We start from the raw sequence: 15,459 nt of genomic DNA on the forward strand, positions 1-15,459 counted from the left end.
AAAAATTATCGAATAAGTAGTTGATTTACTTGATCAGGCCGGTATAATGGCCGGCCTGATACAGCGTTACAGGTCAGTAGCTCAATTGGCAGAGCGACGGTCTCCAAAACCGTAGGTTGGGGGTTCGATTCCCTCCTGACCTGCCATTCACCTCAGTGTGATTGGCTTTCTTCTTACAGGATCCTCCCCGATGACTCCCAAAACTGAAGCCCAAGAATCGCGTTTTGATCTGTTCAAGTGGCTGGCTGTAGTGGCTTTGGTGGTTATTGGTGTAGTGGGTAATCAGTATTACTCCGCCTCCCCAATCCTGTACCGCGTTCTTGCGCTTCTCGCCCTGGCTGCTGTTGCAGGCTTTGTAGCTCTGCAGACTGCGAAGGGTAAGTCGTTCTTTGCGCTTGCGAAGGAAGCTCGTACTGAGATCCGTAAAGTCGTGTGGCCGACCCGCCAGGAAACCACCCAGACCACGCTAATTGTCGTGGCTGTCGTGCTGGTTATGGCACTGCTGCTGTGGGGTCTTGATTCCCTACTCGGCTGGGCGGTCTCCCTGATCGTTGGCTAAAGGTGTCCCGTGGCTAAGCGTTGGTATGTTGTGCATGCTTACTCGGGTTACGAGAAGCATGTTATGCGCTCCCTGATAGAGCGCGTCAAGCTGGCAGGCATGGAAGACGGTTTCGGCGAGATCCTGGTCCCGACCGAAGAAGTCGTCGAAATGCGCAACGGCCAGAAGCGCAAAAGTGAGCGTAAATTCTTCCCTGGCTATGTTCTGGTCCAGATGGAGATGAACGAAGGGACTTGGCACTTGGTCAAGGACACCCCTCGTGTGATGGGCTTTATTGGTGGCACTGCAGATAAGCCTGCACCGATCACTGATAAAGAAGCTGAGGCTATCCTGCGTCGCGTTGCCGATGGTAGTGACAAGCCGAAGCCGAAGACGTTGTTCGAGCCCGGTGAAGTGGTTCGAGTCATTGACGGTCCGTTCGCTGACTTCAATGGTAACGTCGAAGAGGTTAACTACGAAAAGAGTCGCCTCCAGGTGGCGGTGCTCATTTTCGGTCGCTCTACTCCGGTAGAGCTCGAGTTCAGCCAGGTCGAAAAGGTCTAGGCGGACGAAGCATCCCATACCCCGCAGCCCTGTGTGCTGCGGGGTTTTGTCGTCACTGGGATAAAACGCAAGTCATCCGGGGAGCCATCTGGCGTTCGTACCCGATATTGGAGTAGCTCATGGCTAAGAAGATTCAGGCTTACATCAAGCTGCAAGTTAAGGCCGGCCAGGCCAACCCAAGCCCACCCGTTGGTCCAGCACTGGGCCAACACGGTGTGAACATCATGGAATTCTGCAAGGCCTTCAACGCCCGTACTCAGGGTCAAGAAGCCGGCCTGCCGACTCCTGTGATCATCACTGTTTACAGTGACCGTAGCTTCACTTTCGAAACCAAGAGCACCCCTGCCTCGGTTCTGCTGAAGAAAGCTGCTGGCCTGACCAGTGGTTCGGCTCGCCCGAACACCGTCAAAGTCGGTACCGTGACCCGTGCTCAGCTGGAAGATATCGCCAAAGCTAAACAGGCTGATCTGACCGCTGCTGACCTGGACGCTGCTGTACGCACCATCGCTGGCTCTGCCCGCAGCATGGGCCTGAACGTGGAGGGTGTGTAATGGCTAAGCTGACCAAGCGCCAAAAGGCTATTGCTTCGAAAATCGAAGCTGGCAAAGTTTACAACTTCGAAGACGCAGCTGCGCTGCTGGCTGAACTGTCCACCGTGAAGTTCAGCGAATCTTTCGACGTTGCTGTCAACCTCGGTGTTGACCCGCGTAAATCCGACCAGGTCGTACGTAGCGCTACTGTGCTGCCACACGGCACTGGCAAGACCGTACGCGTTGCTGTCTTCACCCAGGGTCCAGCTGCTGAGGCCGCTCTGGCTGCCGGCGCTGACCGTGTAGGTATGGACGATCTGGCTGCCGAAATGAAAGGCGGCGACCTGAACTATGACGTAGTCATCGCATCGCCAGATGCCATGCGCGTTGTGGGTCAGCTGGGTCAGGTTCTGGGTCCTCGCGGCCTGATGCCTAACCCGAAAGTCGGTACTGTGACTCCTGATGTTGCCACGGCTGTGAAAAACGCCAAGGCCGGTCAGGTTCGCTATCGCACCGACAAAAACGGTATCATTCACACCTCCGTTGGCAAGGTCGGCTTCGAAGCTGGCAAGCTGAAGGAAAACGTTGAGGCCCTGATCGCTGATTTGAAGCGTATCAAGCCGGCTTCTTCGAAAGGTATCTACGTCAAGCGCGTTACCCTGAGCACCACTATGGGCCCAGGTCTGGTCATCGATCAGAGCTCGCTGAACGCGTAAGGCAATGATGGCGCGATCCGTCGCGCCATCAGCAAAATTGGGGTCCCTGCCTGGCGGGGGCTATCCAAGACCGTAGGCGGCGCAAGCCTTAAACCTCAAGCCTACGCAGATGGTGCTCCCGATTCGTTACCGAATCAGACACCAAAACGACATCCGGCTTCGGCCAGATGAAACGGTAAAAACCAGGAGTAAACCCGTGGCAATTAAACTCGAAGACAAGAAAGCCATCGTCGCTGAAGTCAACGAGGCTGCCAAAGTCGCTCTGTCCGCTGTCGTGGCCGATGCCCGTGGTGTGACTGTAAGCGCAATGACCGGACTCCGTAAAGAGGCCCGCGAAGCTGGCGTATACGTACGTGTCGTACGTAACACCCTGCTCAAGCGCGCAGTTGAAGGCACCGAGTATTCGATCCTCAACGACGCGTTCAAAGGCCCGACCCTGATTGCTTTCTCCAACGAACACCCGGGCGCTGCTGCTCGTCTGTTCAAAGAGTTCGCCAAGGGTCAGGACAAGTTCGAGATCAAGGCAGCTGCGTTTGACGGCAATTTCATTGCCGCCAACCAGATCGATGTACTGGCTACCTTGCCGACCCGTGACGAAGCTATCGCACGTCTGATGAGCGTTATTCAAGGCGCTACCAGCAAGCTGGCTCGTACTCTGGCGGCCGTTCGCGACCAGAAAGAAGCTGCTGCTGCCTAAGGCCGCGTAACCTCTTTCAAAATCATATGTTTAATTTGATGGCTGCGTAGGCTGTCACCCCAATACAGGATTTAAGTCATGTCCCTGACTAACGAGCAAATCATCGAAGCAATCGGCCAGAAAACCGTTCTGGAAGTTGTTGAGCTGATCAAAGCTATGGAAGAAACCTTCGGCGTTACCGCTGCTGTTGCCGCTGCTGGCCCAGCTGCTGCTGCTGCCGTTGTTGAAGAGCAGACCGAGTTCAACGTTGTTCTGGTTGAAGCCGGCGACAAGAAAGTGAACGTGATCAAAGCCGTTCGCGAGCTGACCGGTCTGGGCCTGAAAGAAGCCAAAGAGAAAGTCGATGGCGCTCCTCAGGTCGTAGCTGAAGGCGTTTCGAAAGAAGCCGCTGAAGACGCTAAGAAGAAGCTGGAAGAAGCAGGCGCTAAAGTCGAGCTGAAGTAATCTCGACTTTGCGACTCCAGCCGGAGCGTTGAGCAAAGGCTGATGGCTGGTGGCTTATGCCACCGGCCTTTTTCCGTTATTGGTGGCCGATCAGGTCGGCCCCGATAACAAGCTGCAAGACACCCATGTGGGTGGCGCAAACCAAGGGGTTTGCACGATTTTCTGGCTGCTCCCGCCGGGAGAAGCCAAACAAGCAGGTGACCAAGCTGGGGAACGCTGATGGCTTACTCATACACTGAGAAAAAACGTATCCGCAAGGACTTTAGCAAGTTGCCGGACGTCATGGATGTGCCTTACCTCCTGGCCATCCAGCTGGATTCGTATCGCGAATTCCTGCAAGCGGGAGCATCCAAGGATCAGTTCCGCGACGTCGGCCTGCACGCGGCCTTCAAATCGGTATTTCCGATCATCAGCTACTCCGGCAATGCTGCCCTGGAGTACGTAGGCTATCGCCTGGGCGAACCCGCCTTCGATGTGAAGGAATGTGTCCTGCGTGGCGTGACCTTCGCGGTCCCGCTGCGGGTCAAGGTGCGCCTGATTATCTTCGACAAGGAATCGTCGAACAAAGCGATCAAGGACATCAAAGAGCAAGAAGTCTACATGGGTGAAATCCCCCTGATGACTGAGAACGGTACCTTCGTTATCAACGGTACCGAGCGTGTGATCGTTTCCCAGCTGCACCGTTCGCCTGGTGTGTTCTTCGACCACGACCGTGGCAAGACGCACAGCTCCGGCAAGCTGCTGTACTCCGCTCGCATCATTCCGTACCGCGGCTCCTGGTTGGACTTCGAGTTCGACCCGAAAGACTGCGTGTTCGTCCGTATTGACCGTCGTCGCAAACTGCCGGCCTCGGTACTGCTGCGCGCCTTGGGTTACAGCACCGAAGAGGTTCTGAACACCTTCTACACCACCAACGTGTTCCATATTTCCGGCGAGAAACTCAGCCTGGAACTGGTGCCTCAGCGTCTGCGTGGTGAAGTTGCGGTCATGGACATCCATGACGAAACCGGCAAGGTCATCGTTGAGCAGGGCCGCCGTATTACCGCGCGCCACGTCAACCAGCTCGAGAAGGCCGGTGTGAACCAGCTGGACGTTCCGATGGAATACGTCCTGGGCCGCACCACCGCCAAGGCCATTGTGCATCCGGCCACTGGCGAGATCATCGCCGAGTGCAACACCGAGCTGACCACCGAGCTGCTGATCAAGATCGCCAAGGCTCAGGTCGTTCGCATCGAGACGCTGTACACCAACGACATCGACTGCGGTCCGTTCATCTCGGACACCCTGAAGATCGACACCACCAGCAACCAACTGGAAGCGCTGGTCGAGATCTATCGCATGATGCGCCCAGGCGAGCCGCCAACCAAGGATGCTGCCGAGACCCTGTTCAACAACCTGTTCTTCAGCGCTGAGCGTTACGACCTGTCGGCCGTAGGCCGCATGAAGTTCAACCGTCGTATCGGTCGTACCGAGATCGAAGGTTCGGGCGTGCTGAGCAAGGAAGACATCGTCGAGGTTCTCAAGACCCTGGTCGATATCCGTAACGGTAAAGGCATCGTCGACGACATCGACCACCTCGGTAACCGTCGCGTACGTTGCGTCGGCGAGATGGCCGAGAACCAGTTCCGTGTTGGCCTGGTGCGCGTCGAGCGCGCGGTCAAGGAACGCCTGTCGATGGCTGAAAGCGAAGGCCTGATGCCGCAGGACCTGATCAACGCCAAGCCGGTTGCGGCGGCGGTGAAAGAGTTCTTCGGTTCCAGCCAGCTTTCGCAGTTCATGGACCAGAACAACCCGCTCTCCGAGATCACCCACAAGCGCCGTGTTTCCGCACTCGGCCCGGGCGGTCTGACCCGTGAGCGCGCAGGCTTCGAAGTCCGTGACGTACACCCGACCCACTACGGCCGCGTGTGCCCGATCGAGACCCCTGAAGGTCCGAACATCGGTCTGATCAACTCCCTGGCGGCCTATGCCCGCACCAACCAGTACGGCTTCCTGGAAAGCCCGTACCGCGTGGTTAAGGAAGGCGTGGTCAGCGATGACATCGTGTTCCTGTCGGCGATCGAAGAAGCTGATCACGTCATCGCCCAGGCTTCGGCCGCGATGAACGACAAGAAGCAACTGATCGACGAACTGGTGGCCGTTCGTCACCTGAACGAATTCACCGTCAAGGCGCCGGAAGACGTCACCCTGATGGACGTATCGCCGAAGCAGGTTGTTTCCGTTGCTGCCTCGCTGATTCCGTTCCTTGAGCACGACGACGCCAACCGTGCACTCATGGGTTCGAACATGCAGCGTCAGGCTGTACCAACCCTGCGTGCTGACAAGCCGCTGGTCGGTACCGGCATGGAGCGCAACGTTGCCCGTGACTCCGGTGTCTGCGTGGTTGCTCGTCGCGGTGGTGTGATCGACTCCGTCGACGCCAGCCGTATCGTCGTTCGCGTAGCTGACGACGAAGTCGAGACCGGTGAAGCAGGTGTAGATATCTACAACCTGACCAAGTACACCCGCTCCAACCAGAACACCTGCATCAACCAGCGTCCGCTGGTTAGCAAAGGTGACAAGGTTGCGCGCGGCGACATCATGGCCGACGGCCCGTCCACCGACATGGGTGAACTGGCGCTGGGTCAGAACATGCGCATCGCGTTCATGGCGTGGAACGGCTTCAACTTCGAAGACTCCATCTGCCTGTCCGAGCGTGTGGTTCAGGAAGACCGCTTTACCACAATCCACATTCAGGAACTCACCTGTGTGGCGCGTGACACCAAGCTTGGCCCAGAGGAAATCACTGCGGATATCCCGAACGTGGGTGAAGCTGCGCTGAACAAGCTGGACGAAGCCGGTATCGTCTACGTAGGTGCTGAAGTCGGCGCTGGCGACATCCTGGTCGGCAAGGTCACGCCAAAAGGCGAAACCCAGCTGACTCCGGAAGAAAAACTGCTGCGCGCGATCTTCGGTGAGAAGGCCAGCGACGTTAAGGATACCTCCCTGCGCGTGCCGACTGGCACCAAGGGTACCGTCATCGACGTACAGGTCTTCACTCGTGATGGCGTTGAGCGCGACAGTCGCGCACTGGCCATCGAGAAGATGCAGCTGGACGAGATTCGCAAGGACCTCAACGAAGAGTTCCGTATCGTCGAAGGTGCAACCTTCGAGCGTCTGCGTTCTGCCCTGAACGGCCAAGTGGTCGACGGTGGTGCGGGCCTGAAGAAAGGCACCGTGATCACTGACGAAGTGCTGGACGGTCTGGAGCACGGCCAGTGGTTCAAGCTGCGCATGGCTGAAGATGCACTGAACGAGCAGCTGGAAAAGGCTCAGCAGTACATCGTCGATCGCCGTCGCCTGCTGGACGACAAGTTCGAAGACAAGAAGCGCAAGCTGCAGCAGGGCGATGACCTGGCACCGGGCGTACTGAAGATCGTCAAGGTTTACCTGGCCATCCGCCGTCGCATCCAGCCGGGTGACAAGATGGCTGGTCGTCACGGTAACAAAGGTGTGGTCTCGGTCATCATGCCGGTAGAAGACATGCCGCACGATGCCAACGGTACTCCGGTCGACGTCGTACTGAACCCGCTGGGCGTACCTTCGCGTATGAACGTCGGTCAGATCCTTGAAACCCACCTGGGCCTCGCGGCCAAAGGTCTGGGCGAGAAGATCGACCGCATGATCGAAGAACAGCGCAAAGCCGCTGAGCTGCGTGGCTTCCTCACCGAGATCTACAACGAGATCGGGGGTCGTCAGGAGAACCTGGAAGAGTTCACCGACGAAGAGATCCTCGCCCTGGCGCATAACCTGAAGAAAGGCGTGCCTATGGCTACTCCGGTCTTCGACGGTGCCAAGGAGCGCGAGATCAAGGCCATGCTGAAGCTGGCTGACCTGCCAGAGAGCGGCCAGATGGTGCTGTTCGACGGTCGCACCGGCAACAAGTTCGAGCGTCCTGTGACCGTTGGTTACATGTACATGCTCAAGCTGAACCACTTGGTGGACGACAAGATGCACGCGCGTTCCACTGGTTCCTACAGCCTGGTTACCCAGCAGCCGCTGGGTGGTAAGGCGCAGTTCGGTGGTCAGCGTTTCGGGGAGATGGAAGTGTGGGCGCTGGAAGCATACGGCGCGGCATACACCCTGCAAGAAATGCTCACAGTGAAGTCGGACGACGTGAACGGCCGTACCAAGATGTACAAGAACATCGTGGATGGCGATCACCGTATGGAGCCGGGCATGCCCGAGTCCTTCAACGTGTTGATCAAAGAGATCCGTTCGCTCGGTATCGATATCGATCTGGAAACCGAATAACACGTGACGCGAAGGGGAGTGGGGCTGGTAAAGCCCGCTTCCTGCTCCGCCAGGAGGAAAGGCCTTGAAAGACCTACTGAATTTGCTGAAAAACCAGGGTCAAGTCGAAGAGTTCGACGCCATCCGCATCGGTCTGGCGTCGCCTGAAATGATCCGTTCGTGGTCGTTCGGTGAAGTTAAGAAGCCGGAAACCATCAACTACCGTACGTTCAAACCTGAGCGTGACGGCCTTTTCTGCGCCAAGATCTTTGGCCCGGTCAAGGACTACGAGTGCCTGTGCGGCAAGTACAAGCGCCTCAAGCACCGCGGTGTGATCTGCGAGAAGTGCGGCGTTGAAGTTGCCTTGGCCAAGGTTCGTCGTGAGCGCATGGCGCACATCGAGCTGGCCTCGCCGGTTGCCCATATCTGGTTCCTGAAGTCGCTGCCGTCCCGTATCGGCCTGCTGATGGACATGACCCTGCGTGACATCGAGCGCGTGCTCTACTTCGAGAGCTACGTCGTCATCGACCCAGGCATGACTACCCTCGAGAAGGGTCAGCTACTGAACGACGAGCAGTACTTCGAAGCGCTGGAAGAGTTCGGTGACGATTTCGACGCCCGCATGGGTGCCGAGGCTGTCCGCGAGCTGCTGCACGCTATCGACCTGGAGCACGAGATCGGTCGCCTGCGCGAAGAGATTCCGCAGACCAACTCGGAAACCAAGATCAAGAAGCTGTCCAAGCGCCTGAAGCTGATGGAAGCTTTCCAGGGCTCGGGCAACCTGCCTGAGTGGATGGTCCTGACCGTTCTGCCAGTACTGCCGCCGGACCTGCGTCCGCTGGTTCCGCTGGATGGCGGCCGCTTCGCGACCTCCGACCTGAACGACCTGTATCGTCGGGTGATCAACCGTAACAACCGTCTGAAGCGCCTGCTCGATCTGTCGGCGCCGGACATTATCGTGCGCAACGAAAAGCGCATGCTGCAGGAAGCGGTAGACGCCCTGCTGGACAACGGCCGTCGCGGTCGCGCCATCACTGGCTCGAACAAGCGTCCGCTGAAGTCCCTGGCCGACATGATCAAAGGTAAGCAAGGTCGTTTCCGTCAGAACTTGCTCGGCAAGCGTGTGGACTACTCCGGCCGTTCGGTAATTACCGTAGGCCCGACCCTGCGTCTGCATCAGTGCGGTCTGCCGAAGAAGATGGCCCTCGAGCTGTTCAAGCCGTTCATTTTCGGCAAGCTGGAAATGCGTGGTCTGGCGACCACCATCAAGGCTGCCAAGAAGATGGTCGAGCGCGAGCTGCCAGAGGTATGGGACGTTCTCGCTGAAGTGATTCGCGAACACCCCGTACTGCTGAACCGTGCACCGACCCTTCACCGTCTGGGTATCCAGGCGTTCGAGCCTGTGCTCATCGAAGGCAAGGCCATTCAGCTGCACCCGCTGGTCTGTGCTGCGTACAACGCCGACTTCGACGGTGACCAGATGGCCGTTCACGTGCCTCTGACCCTGGAAGCACAGCTTGAAGCGCGCGCGCTGATGATGTCGACCAACAACATTCTGTCGCCAGCCAACGGTGAGCCAATCATCGTTCCGTCGCAGGACGTTGTACTGGGTCTGTACTACATGACCCGTGAAGCCATCAATGCCAAGGGCGAAGGTCGCGTGTTCGCCGACCTGCAGGAAGTCGACCGCGTATTCCGCGCCGGCGAAGCCGCTCTGCACGCGAAAATCAAGGTCCGTATCAACGAGACCGTGAAAGACCGTGATGGCAGCATCACCAAGAACACCCGCATCGTCGACACCACTGTCGGCCGTGCACTGCTGTTCCAGGTTGTACCGGCAGGCCTGCCGTACGATGTGGTCAACCAGCCGATGAAGAAAAAGGCGATCTCCAAGCTGATCAACCAGTGCTACCGCGTGGTTGGTCTGAAAGAGACCGTTATCTTCGCCGACCAGTTGATGTACACCGGTTTCGCCTACTCGACCATTTCCGGCGTTTCCATCGGTGTGAATGACTTCGTCATCCCTGATGAAAAAGCACGCATCATTGGCAGCGCCACTGATGAAGTGAAGGAAATCGAGAGCCAGTACGCCTCCGGCCTGGTAACCCAGGGCGAGAAGTACAACAAGGTCATCGACTTGTGGTCCAAGGCGAACGACGAAGTGTCCAAGGCGATGATGGCCAACCTCTCGAAAGAGAAGGTCATTGACCGCGAGGGCAAAGAAGTCGAGCAAGAGTCCTTCAACTCGATGTACATGATGGCTGACTCCGGTGCGCGGGGTTCCGCAGCACAGATCCGTCAGCTGGCCGGTATGCGTGGCCTGATGGCCAAGCCGGACGGCTCGATCATCGAGACGCCGATCACTGCGAACTTCCGTGAAGGTCTGAGCGTACTCCAGTACTTCATTTCGACTCACGGTGCTCGTAAAGGTCTGGCGGATACCGCGTTGAAGACTGCGAACTCCGGTTACCTGACCCGTCGTCTGGTGGACGTTGCGCAAGACCTGGTTGTAACCGAGATCGATTGCGGTACCGACCACGGCCTGCTGATGACTCCGCACATCGAAGGCGGTGACGTCGTGGAGCCGTTGGGTGAGCGTGTACTGGGCCGTGTCATCGCCCGTGACGTGTTCAAGCCAGGCACCGAGGACGTCATCGTTCCTGCCGGCACCCTGGTCGACGAGCAGTGGGTCGAGTTCATCGAGCTGAACAGCATCGACGAAGTTGTCGTACGTTCGCCGATCAACTGCGAAACCCGCTACGGTATCTGTGCCAAGTGCTACGGTCGTGACCTGGCCCGCGGTCATCAAGTGAACATCGGTGAAGCTGTCGGCGTTATCGCTGCCCAGTCGATCGGTGAGCCTGGTACCCAGCTGACCATGCGTACGTTCCACATCGGTGGTGCTGCAAGCCGGACTTCGGCTGCCGACAGCGTCCAGGTGAAGAACGGCGGTATGGTGCGTCTGCACAACCTGAAGCAGGTCGAGCGTGCCGATGGCAACCTGGTTGCCGTATCGCGTTCCGGTGAGCTGGCCATTGCCGATGAATTCGGCCGTGAGCGCGAGCGTTACAAGCTGCCTTACGGTGCGGTGATTTCGGTCAAGGAAGGTGACAAGGTCGAAGCTGGCGCCATCGTCGCCAAGTGGGATCCGCACACCCACCCGATCGTTACCGAGCTGAAAGGTACCGTGACCTTCGTGGGCATGGAAGAAAACATCACCATCAAGCGCCAGACCGACGAGCTGACCGGCCTGACCAACATCGAAGTGCTGGACGTCAAGGATCGCCCTGCCGCAGGCAAGGAAATCCGTCCGGCAATCAAGATGGTCGACGCCAATGGCAAGGATCTGTACCTGCCAGGTACCGACGTACCTGCACAGTACTTCCTGCCAGCGAACGCCTTGGTTGGTGTTGCTGACGGTGCACAGATCGGTGTTGGTGACGTTATTGCGCGTATCCCGCAAGAAACGTCGAAGACCCGTGACATCACCGGTGGTCTGCCGCGTGTTGCCGACCTGTTCGAAGCGCGTCGTCCGAAAGAAGCCTCGATTCTGGCTGAAGTCAGCGGCACCATCGCATTCGGCAAGGAGACCAAAGGCAAGCGTCGTCTGGTCATTACCCCGACAGACGGTAGCGATCCGTACGAAGAGCTGATTCCGAAGTGGCGTCACCTGAACGTCTTCGAAGGCGAACAGGTAAACCGCGGTGAAGTTATCTCCGACGGCCCGAGCGATCCGCACGACATCCTGCGTCTGCTGGGTGTGAGCGCGCTGGCGAAATACATCGTCAACGAGATCCAGGACGTTTACCGTCTGCAAGGCGTTAAGATCAACGACAAGCACATCGAGACCATCCTGCGTCAGATGCTGCGTAAGGTCGAGATCTCCGAGTCGGGCGATTCCAGCTTCATCAAGGGCGACCAGATGGAACTGACTCAGGTGCTGGTCGAGAACGAGCGTCTCGCCGCCGATGACAAGTTCGTCTCGAAGTTCACCCGTGTGTTGCTGGGTATCACCAAGGCGTCGCTTTCGACCGAGTCGTTCATCTCCGCGGCTTCCTTCCAGGAAACCACCCGCGTGCTGACCGAAGCGGCCGTAACCGGCAAGCGCGATTACCTGCGCGGCCTGAAAGAGAACGTGGTCGTGGGTCGTCTGATCCCGGCCGGTACCGGTCTGGCCTACCACAGCGAGCGTAAGCGTCGCCGTGAAGCCGACAAACCGCTGCGCGTAAGTGCCAGTGAGGTGGAAGCCGCACTGACCGAAGCGCTGAATTCCAGCGGTAACTAAGTACAGGGCAGGGCCCCGGCAAGCCCCGAACGGTCATCGGAGACATGAAATGTTGCCGATGATCGGGCGGGGAGGGCCGGGGCCTTGTCTTGACTGGGTGCAAGATCCTCTTTAGACTTTTGTACCCTTAAATTTGGTGAGGCTCCGTCTCGCCAATTTTTGGCTTTCTTGCAAGACAATAGAGTCGCAAGACAATCAGTGGAGCTAGTAGATGGCAACTATCAACCAGCTGGTACGTCAGCCGCGTAAGCGTTCGGTCGAAAAGTCCGACGTTCCTGCGCTGCAGAACTGCCCGCAACGTCGTGGCGTGTGCACCCGCGTGTACACCACTACGCCGAAAAAACCTAACTCGGCACTGCGTAAAGTATGCCGTGTGCGTCTGACCAACGGTTTCGAGGTTTCCTCGTACATCGGCGGTGAAGGCCACAACCTGCAAGAGCACAGCGTCGTCCTGATCCGTGGCGGCCGTGTAAAAGACTTGCCAGGTGTTCGTTACCACACCGTTCGCGGCTCTCTGGATACTTCGGGCGTCAAAGGCCGTAACCAGGGTCGTTCGAAGTACGGTACCAAGCGTCCGAAGTAATCGGCCGTTTGCAGACATCCATTTTTTTGAGTCGATAAGAGTAAGGTCGGGCAGGGGTCGAAGACCCACGTCCCGGGCTAACCTGAAGACCGTTTGAGGGCTTATCATGCCAAGACGTCGTGTAGCAGCAAAACGTGAGATCCTTGACGATCCGAAGTACGGATCCCAGATCCTCGCCAAGTTCATGAACCACGTGATGGAAAGCGGCAAGAAGGCCGTAGCCGAGCGCATCGTTTACGGTGCCCTGGATACCGTCAAAGCACGCAAGAACAGCGACCCCCTGGAAATCTTCGAGAAAGCTCTCGACGCCATCGCTCCGCTGGTCGAAGTAAAGTCCCGTCGTGTCGGCGGTGCCACTTACCAGGTTCCGGTTGAAGTTCGTCCATCCCGTCGTAACGCTCTGGCAATGCGCTGGCTCGTAGACTACGCCCGCAAGCGCGGCGAGAAGTCGATGGCTCTGCGCCTGGCTGGCGAGCTGCTGGATGCTGCCGAAGGCAAGGGTGCTGCAGTCAAGAAGCGTGAAGACGTGCACCGTATGGCTGAAGCCAACAAAGCGTTCTCGCACTACCGCTTCTAATTCAAGCATCAACATTTTTGCGAGGGCTTTATGGCTCGTACTACAGCAATTAACCGCTACCGTAACATCGGTATCTGTGCCCACGTTGACGCGGGCAAGACTACCACTACCGAGCGGATCCTGTTCTACACAGGTCTGAGCCACAAGATGGGCGAGGTGCACGACGGCGCCGCGACCACCGACTGGATGGTGCAGGAGCAGGAGCGCGGTATCACCATTACCTCCGCTGCCGTTACCACCTTCTGGAAGGGTTCCGTTGGTCAGTACGACAACTACCGTGTAAACGTCATCGATACCCCTGGCCACGTTGACTTCACCATTGAAGTAGAGCGTTCGCTGCGTGTACTCGACGGCGCGGTCGTTGTGTTCTGCGGTACCTCCGGCGTTGAGCCTCAGTCCGAAACCGTATGGCGTCAGGCCAACAAGTACGGCGTTCCACGTGTTGTTTACGTGAACAAGATGGACCGTGCCGGTGCAAACTTCCTGCGCGTCGTAGGTCAGATCAAGAACCGTCTGGGTCACACCCCGGTTCCTGTTCAGCTGGCCATCGGTTCGGAAGATAACTTCCAGGGTCAGGTCGACCTGATCAAGATGAAGGCTATCTACTGGAACGACGACGACAAAGGCACCACTTATCGCGAGGAAGAAATTCCTGCCGATATGCTGGAGCTGGCTCAAGAGTGGCGCTCCAACATGGTTGAAGCTGCTGCCGAGTCCAGCGAAGAGCTGATGAACAAGTACCTGGAAGGCGAAGAGCTGACCGTCGAAGAGATCAAAGCCGGTCTGCGCGCGCGCACCCTGGCCAGCGAAATCGTACCGGCTGTCTGCGGTTCGTCGTTCAAGAACAAGGGCGTTCCCCTGGTTCTCGACGCCGTCATCGACTACCTGCCTGCTCCGACCGAGATCCCTGCAATCCAGGGTATCAACCCGGACGACAAGGACCTGGACAAAGACGATCCGGCTGTTCGTAAAGACGAGCGTCACGCCGACGACAACGAGCCGTTCTCTGCTCTGGCGTTCAAGATCGCGACCGACCCGTTCGTTGGTACTCTGACCTTCGTTCGCGTCTACTCCGGCGTTCTGAGCTCCGGTGACTCGGTCATCAACTCGGTCAAGGGCAAGAAAGAGCGCGTTGGTCGTATGGTGCAGATGCACGCCAACCAGCGTGAAGAGATCAAGGAAGTGCGCGCTGGCGACATCGCGGCACTGATCGGCATGAAGGACGTGACCACGGGCGAAACCCTGTGCAACGCCGACAAGCCAATCATTCTTGAGCGTATGGACTTCCCTGAGCCGGTCATTTCGCTCTCCGTCGAGCCGAAAACCAAGGCTGACCAGGAGAAGATGGGTATTGCTCTGGGCAAGCTGGCCCAGGAAGACCCGTCGTTCCGCGTCAAGACCGACGAAGAGACTGGCCAGACCATCATCTCGGGCATGGGTGAGCTGCACCTGGACATCCTCGTTGACCGCATGAAGCGCGAGTTCAACGTCGAAGCCAACATCGGTAAGCCGCAAGTTTCGTATCGCGAGAAGATCACCAAGTCCGGCGTTGAGATCGAAGGCAAGTTCGTTCGTCAGTCGGGTGGTCGTGGTCAGTTCGGTCACTGCTGGATCCGTTTCTCGGAGCCAGATCAGGACGAGAAAGGCAACATCACCGAAGGTCTGGTGTTCTCCAACGAAGTCGTTGGTGGTGTTATTCCTAAGGAATTCATCGCCCCGATCCAGAAGGGTATCGAAGAGCAGATGAAAAACGGCGTCGTTGCCGGTTATCCTCTGATCGGCCTGAAGGCCACGGTATTCGACGGTTCGTACCACGACGTCGACTCCAACGAAATGGCGTTCAAGATCGCTGCTTCGATGGCAACCAAGCAACTGGCCCAGAAGGGCGGTGGCGTGGTCCTCGAGCCGATCATGAAGGTCGAAGTTGTAACCCCGGAAGACTACCTGGGTGACGTGATGGGTGACCTGAACCGTCGTCGTGGTCTGGTCCAGGGTATGGATGAGTCGGTCTCCGGCCGCGTCGTCCGTGCTGAAGTACCGCTCGGAGAAATGTTCGGTTATGCGACCGACGTTCGTTCCATGTCTCAGGGTCGCGCAAGCTACTCCATGGAATTCTCCAAATACGCCGAAGCTCCGTCGAACATCGTCGAAGCACTCGTTAAAAAACAAGGCTAATCCCCTTTAGGCAAGAGGTTCACTGTCGTGGCTAAAGAAAAATTTGATCGTTCCCTTCCGCACGTTAACGTTGGCACC

12 protein-coding genes and 1 tRNA gene are annotated in these 15,459 nt (G+C 57.6%); all 13 read left to right on the plus strand.

The window, feature by feature from the left end; all coding sequences use genetic code 11:
* Nucleotides 1-70 precede the first annotated feature (70 nt).
* The 13 genes from ACEWE8_RS25415 to fusA all read left to right on the plus strand — a co-directional run bounded on the left by ACEWE8_RS25415 (nt 71) and on the right by fusA (nt 15,381).
* A tRNA-Trp gene (locus ACEWE8_RS25415) sits at nt 71-146 on the plus strand.
* A gap of 44 nt (nt 147-190) precedes the next feature.
* The gene (secE, locus tag ACEWE8_RS25420; RefSeq protein ID WP_046788137.1) at nt 191-559 is read left to right on the plus strand and encodes a preprotein translocase subunit SecE; all 369 of its coding nucleotides are present in this window, start codon (nt 191-193) and stop codon (nt 557-559) included.
* Nucleotides 560-568: 9 nt separating this feature from the next.
* Nucleotides 569-1,102 (plus strand): transcription termination/antitermination protein NusG, encoded by a 534-nt coding sequence (gene nusG / locus ACEWE8_RS25425; RefSeq protein ID WP_012316525.1) that lies wholly within the window; start codon nt 569-571, stop codon nt 1,100-1,102.
* Between the two features lie 119 nt (nt 1,103-1,221).
* Nucleotides 1,222-1,653 (plus strand): 50S ribosomal protein L11, encoded by a 432-nt coding sequence (gene rplK, locus ACEWE8_RS25430; protein WP_003255500.1) that lies wholly within the window; start codon nt 1,222-1,224, stop codon nt 1,651-1,653.
* Nucleotides 1,653-2,348: a 50S ribosomal protein L1 gene (gene rplA, locus ACEWE8_RS25435; RefSeq protein ID WP_008089131.1), complete on the plus strand. Its 696-nt coding sequence runs from the start codon at nt 1,653-1,655 to the stop codon at nt 2,346-2,348. The genes rplK and rplA overlap by 1 nt, the downstream gene beginning before the upstream one ends.
* Before the next feature lie 196 nt (nt 2,349-2,544).
* On the plus strand, nt 2,545-3,045 hold the full coding sequence (gene rplJ, locus ACEWE8_RS25440) for a 50S ribosomal protein L10 (RefSeq protein WP_012316523.1): 501 nt from the start codon (nt 2,545-2,547) through the stop codon (nt 3,043-3,045).
* Nucleotides 3,046-3,123: 78 nt separating this feature from the next.
* Nucleotides 3,124-3,489 carry a 50S ribosomal protein L7/L12 gene (rplL, locus tag ACEWE8_RS25445; protein ID WP_003255496.1) on the plus strand — a complete coding sequence of 122 codons (366 nt, stop codon included), beginning with the start codon at nt 3,124-3,126 and terminating at the stop codon, nt 3,487-3,489.
* Between the two features lie 49 nt (nt 3,490-3,538).
* Nucleotides 3,539-3,709 carry a hypothetical protein gene (locus ACEWE8_RS25450; protein ID WP_155294789.1) on the plus strand — a complete coding sequence of 57 codons (171 nt, stop codon included), beginning with the start codon at nt 3,539-3,541 and terminating at the stop codon, nt 3,707-3,709.
* Complete coding sequence (gene rpoB, locus ACEWE8_RS25455; protein WP_012316522.1) at nt 3,709-7,782, plus strand: DNA-directed RNA polymerase subunit beta; 4,074 nt, start codon at nt 3,709-3,711, stop codon at nt 7,780-7,782. Before ACEWE8_RS25450 ends, rpoB begins: the two co-directional genes overlap by 1 nt.
* A gap of 64 nt (nt 7,783-7,846) precedes the next feature.
* Nucleotides 7,847-12,046, plus strand: a complete 4,200-nt coding sequence (gene rpoC / locus ACEWE8_RS25460; RefSeq protein ID WP_039601744.1) for a DNA-directed RNA polymerase subunit beta' — start codon at nt 7,847-7,849, stop codon at nt 12,044-12,046.
* A 211-nt stretch (nt 12,047-12,257) separates the two neighbouring features.
* Complete coding sequence (gene rpsL / locus ACEWE8_RS25465; protein ID WP_003255492.1) at nt 12,258-12,629, plus strand: 30S ribosomal protein S12; 372 nt, start codon at nt 12,258-12,260, stop codon at nt 12,627-12,629.
* Between the two features lie 106 nt (nt 12,630-12,735).
* Nucleotides 12,736-13,206, plus strand: coding sequence for a 30S ribosomal protein S7 (gene rpsG, locus ACEWE8_RS25470; RefSeq protein ID WP_003246741.1), 471 nt, complete (start codon nt 12,736-12,738; stop codon nt 13,204-13,206).
* A 30-nt stretch (nt 13,207-13,236) separates the two neighbouring features.
* Nucleotides 13,237-15,381 carry an elongation factor G gene (gene fusA / locus ACEWE8_RS25475; protein ID WP_046788136.1) on the plus strand — a complete coding sequence of 715 codons (2,145 nt, stop codon included), beginning with the start codon at nt 13,237-13,239 and terminating at the stop codon, nt 15,379-15,381.
* Nucleotides 15,382-15,459: the final 78 nt, after the last annotated feature.

Origin of the sequence: Pseudomonas sp. TR47 (genome assembly GCF_044143025.1) — a bacterium.
In the GTDB taxonomy this organism is placed as follows: Bacteria; Pseudomonadota; Gammaproteobacteria; order Pseudomonadales; family Pseudomonadaceae; genus Aquipseudomonas; species Aquipseudomonas putida_E.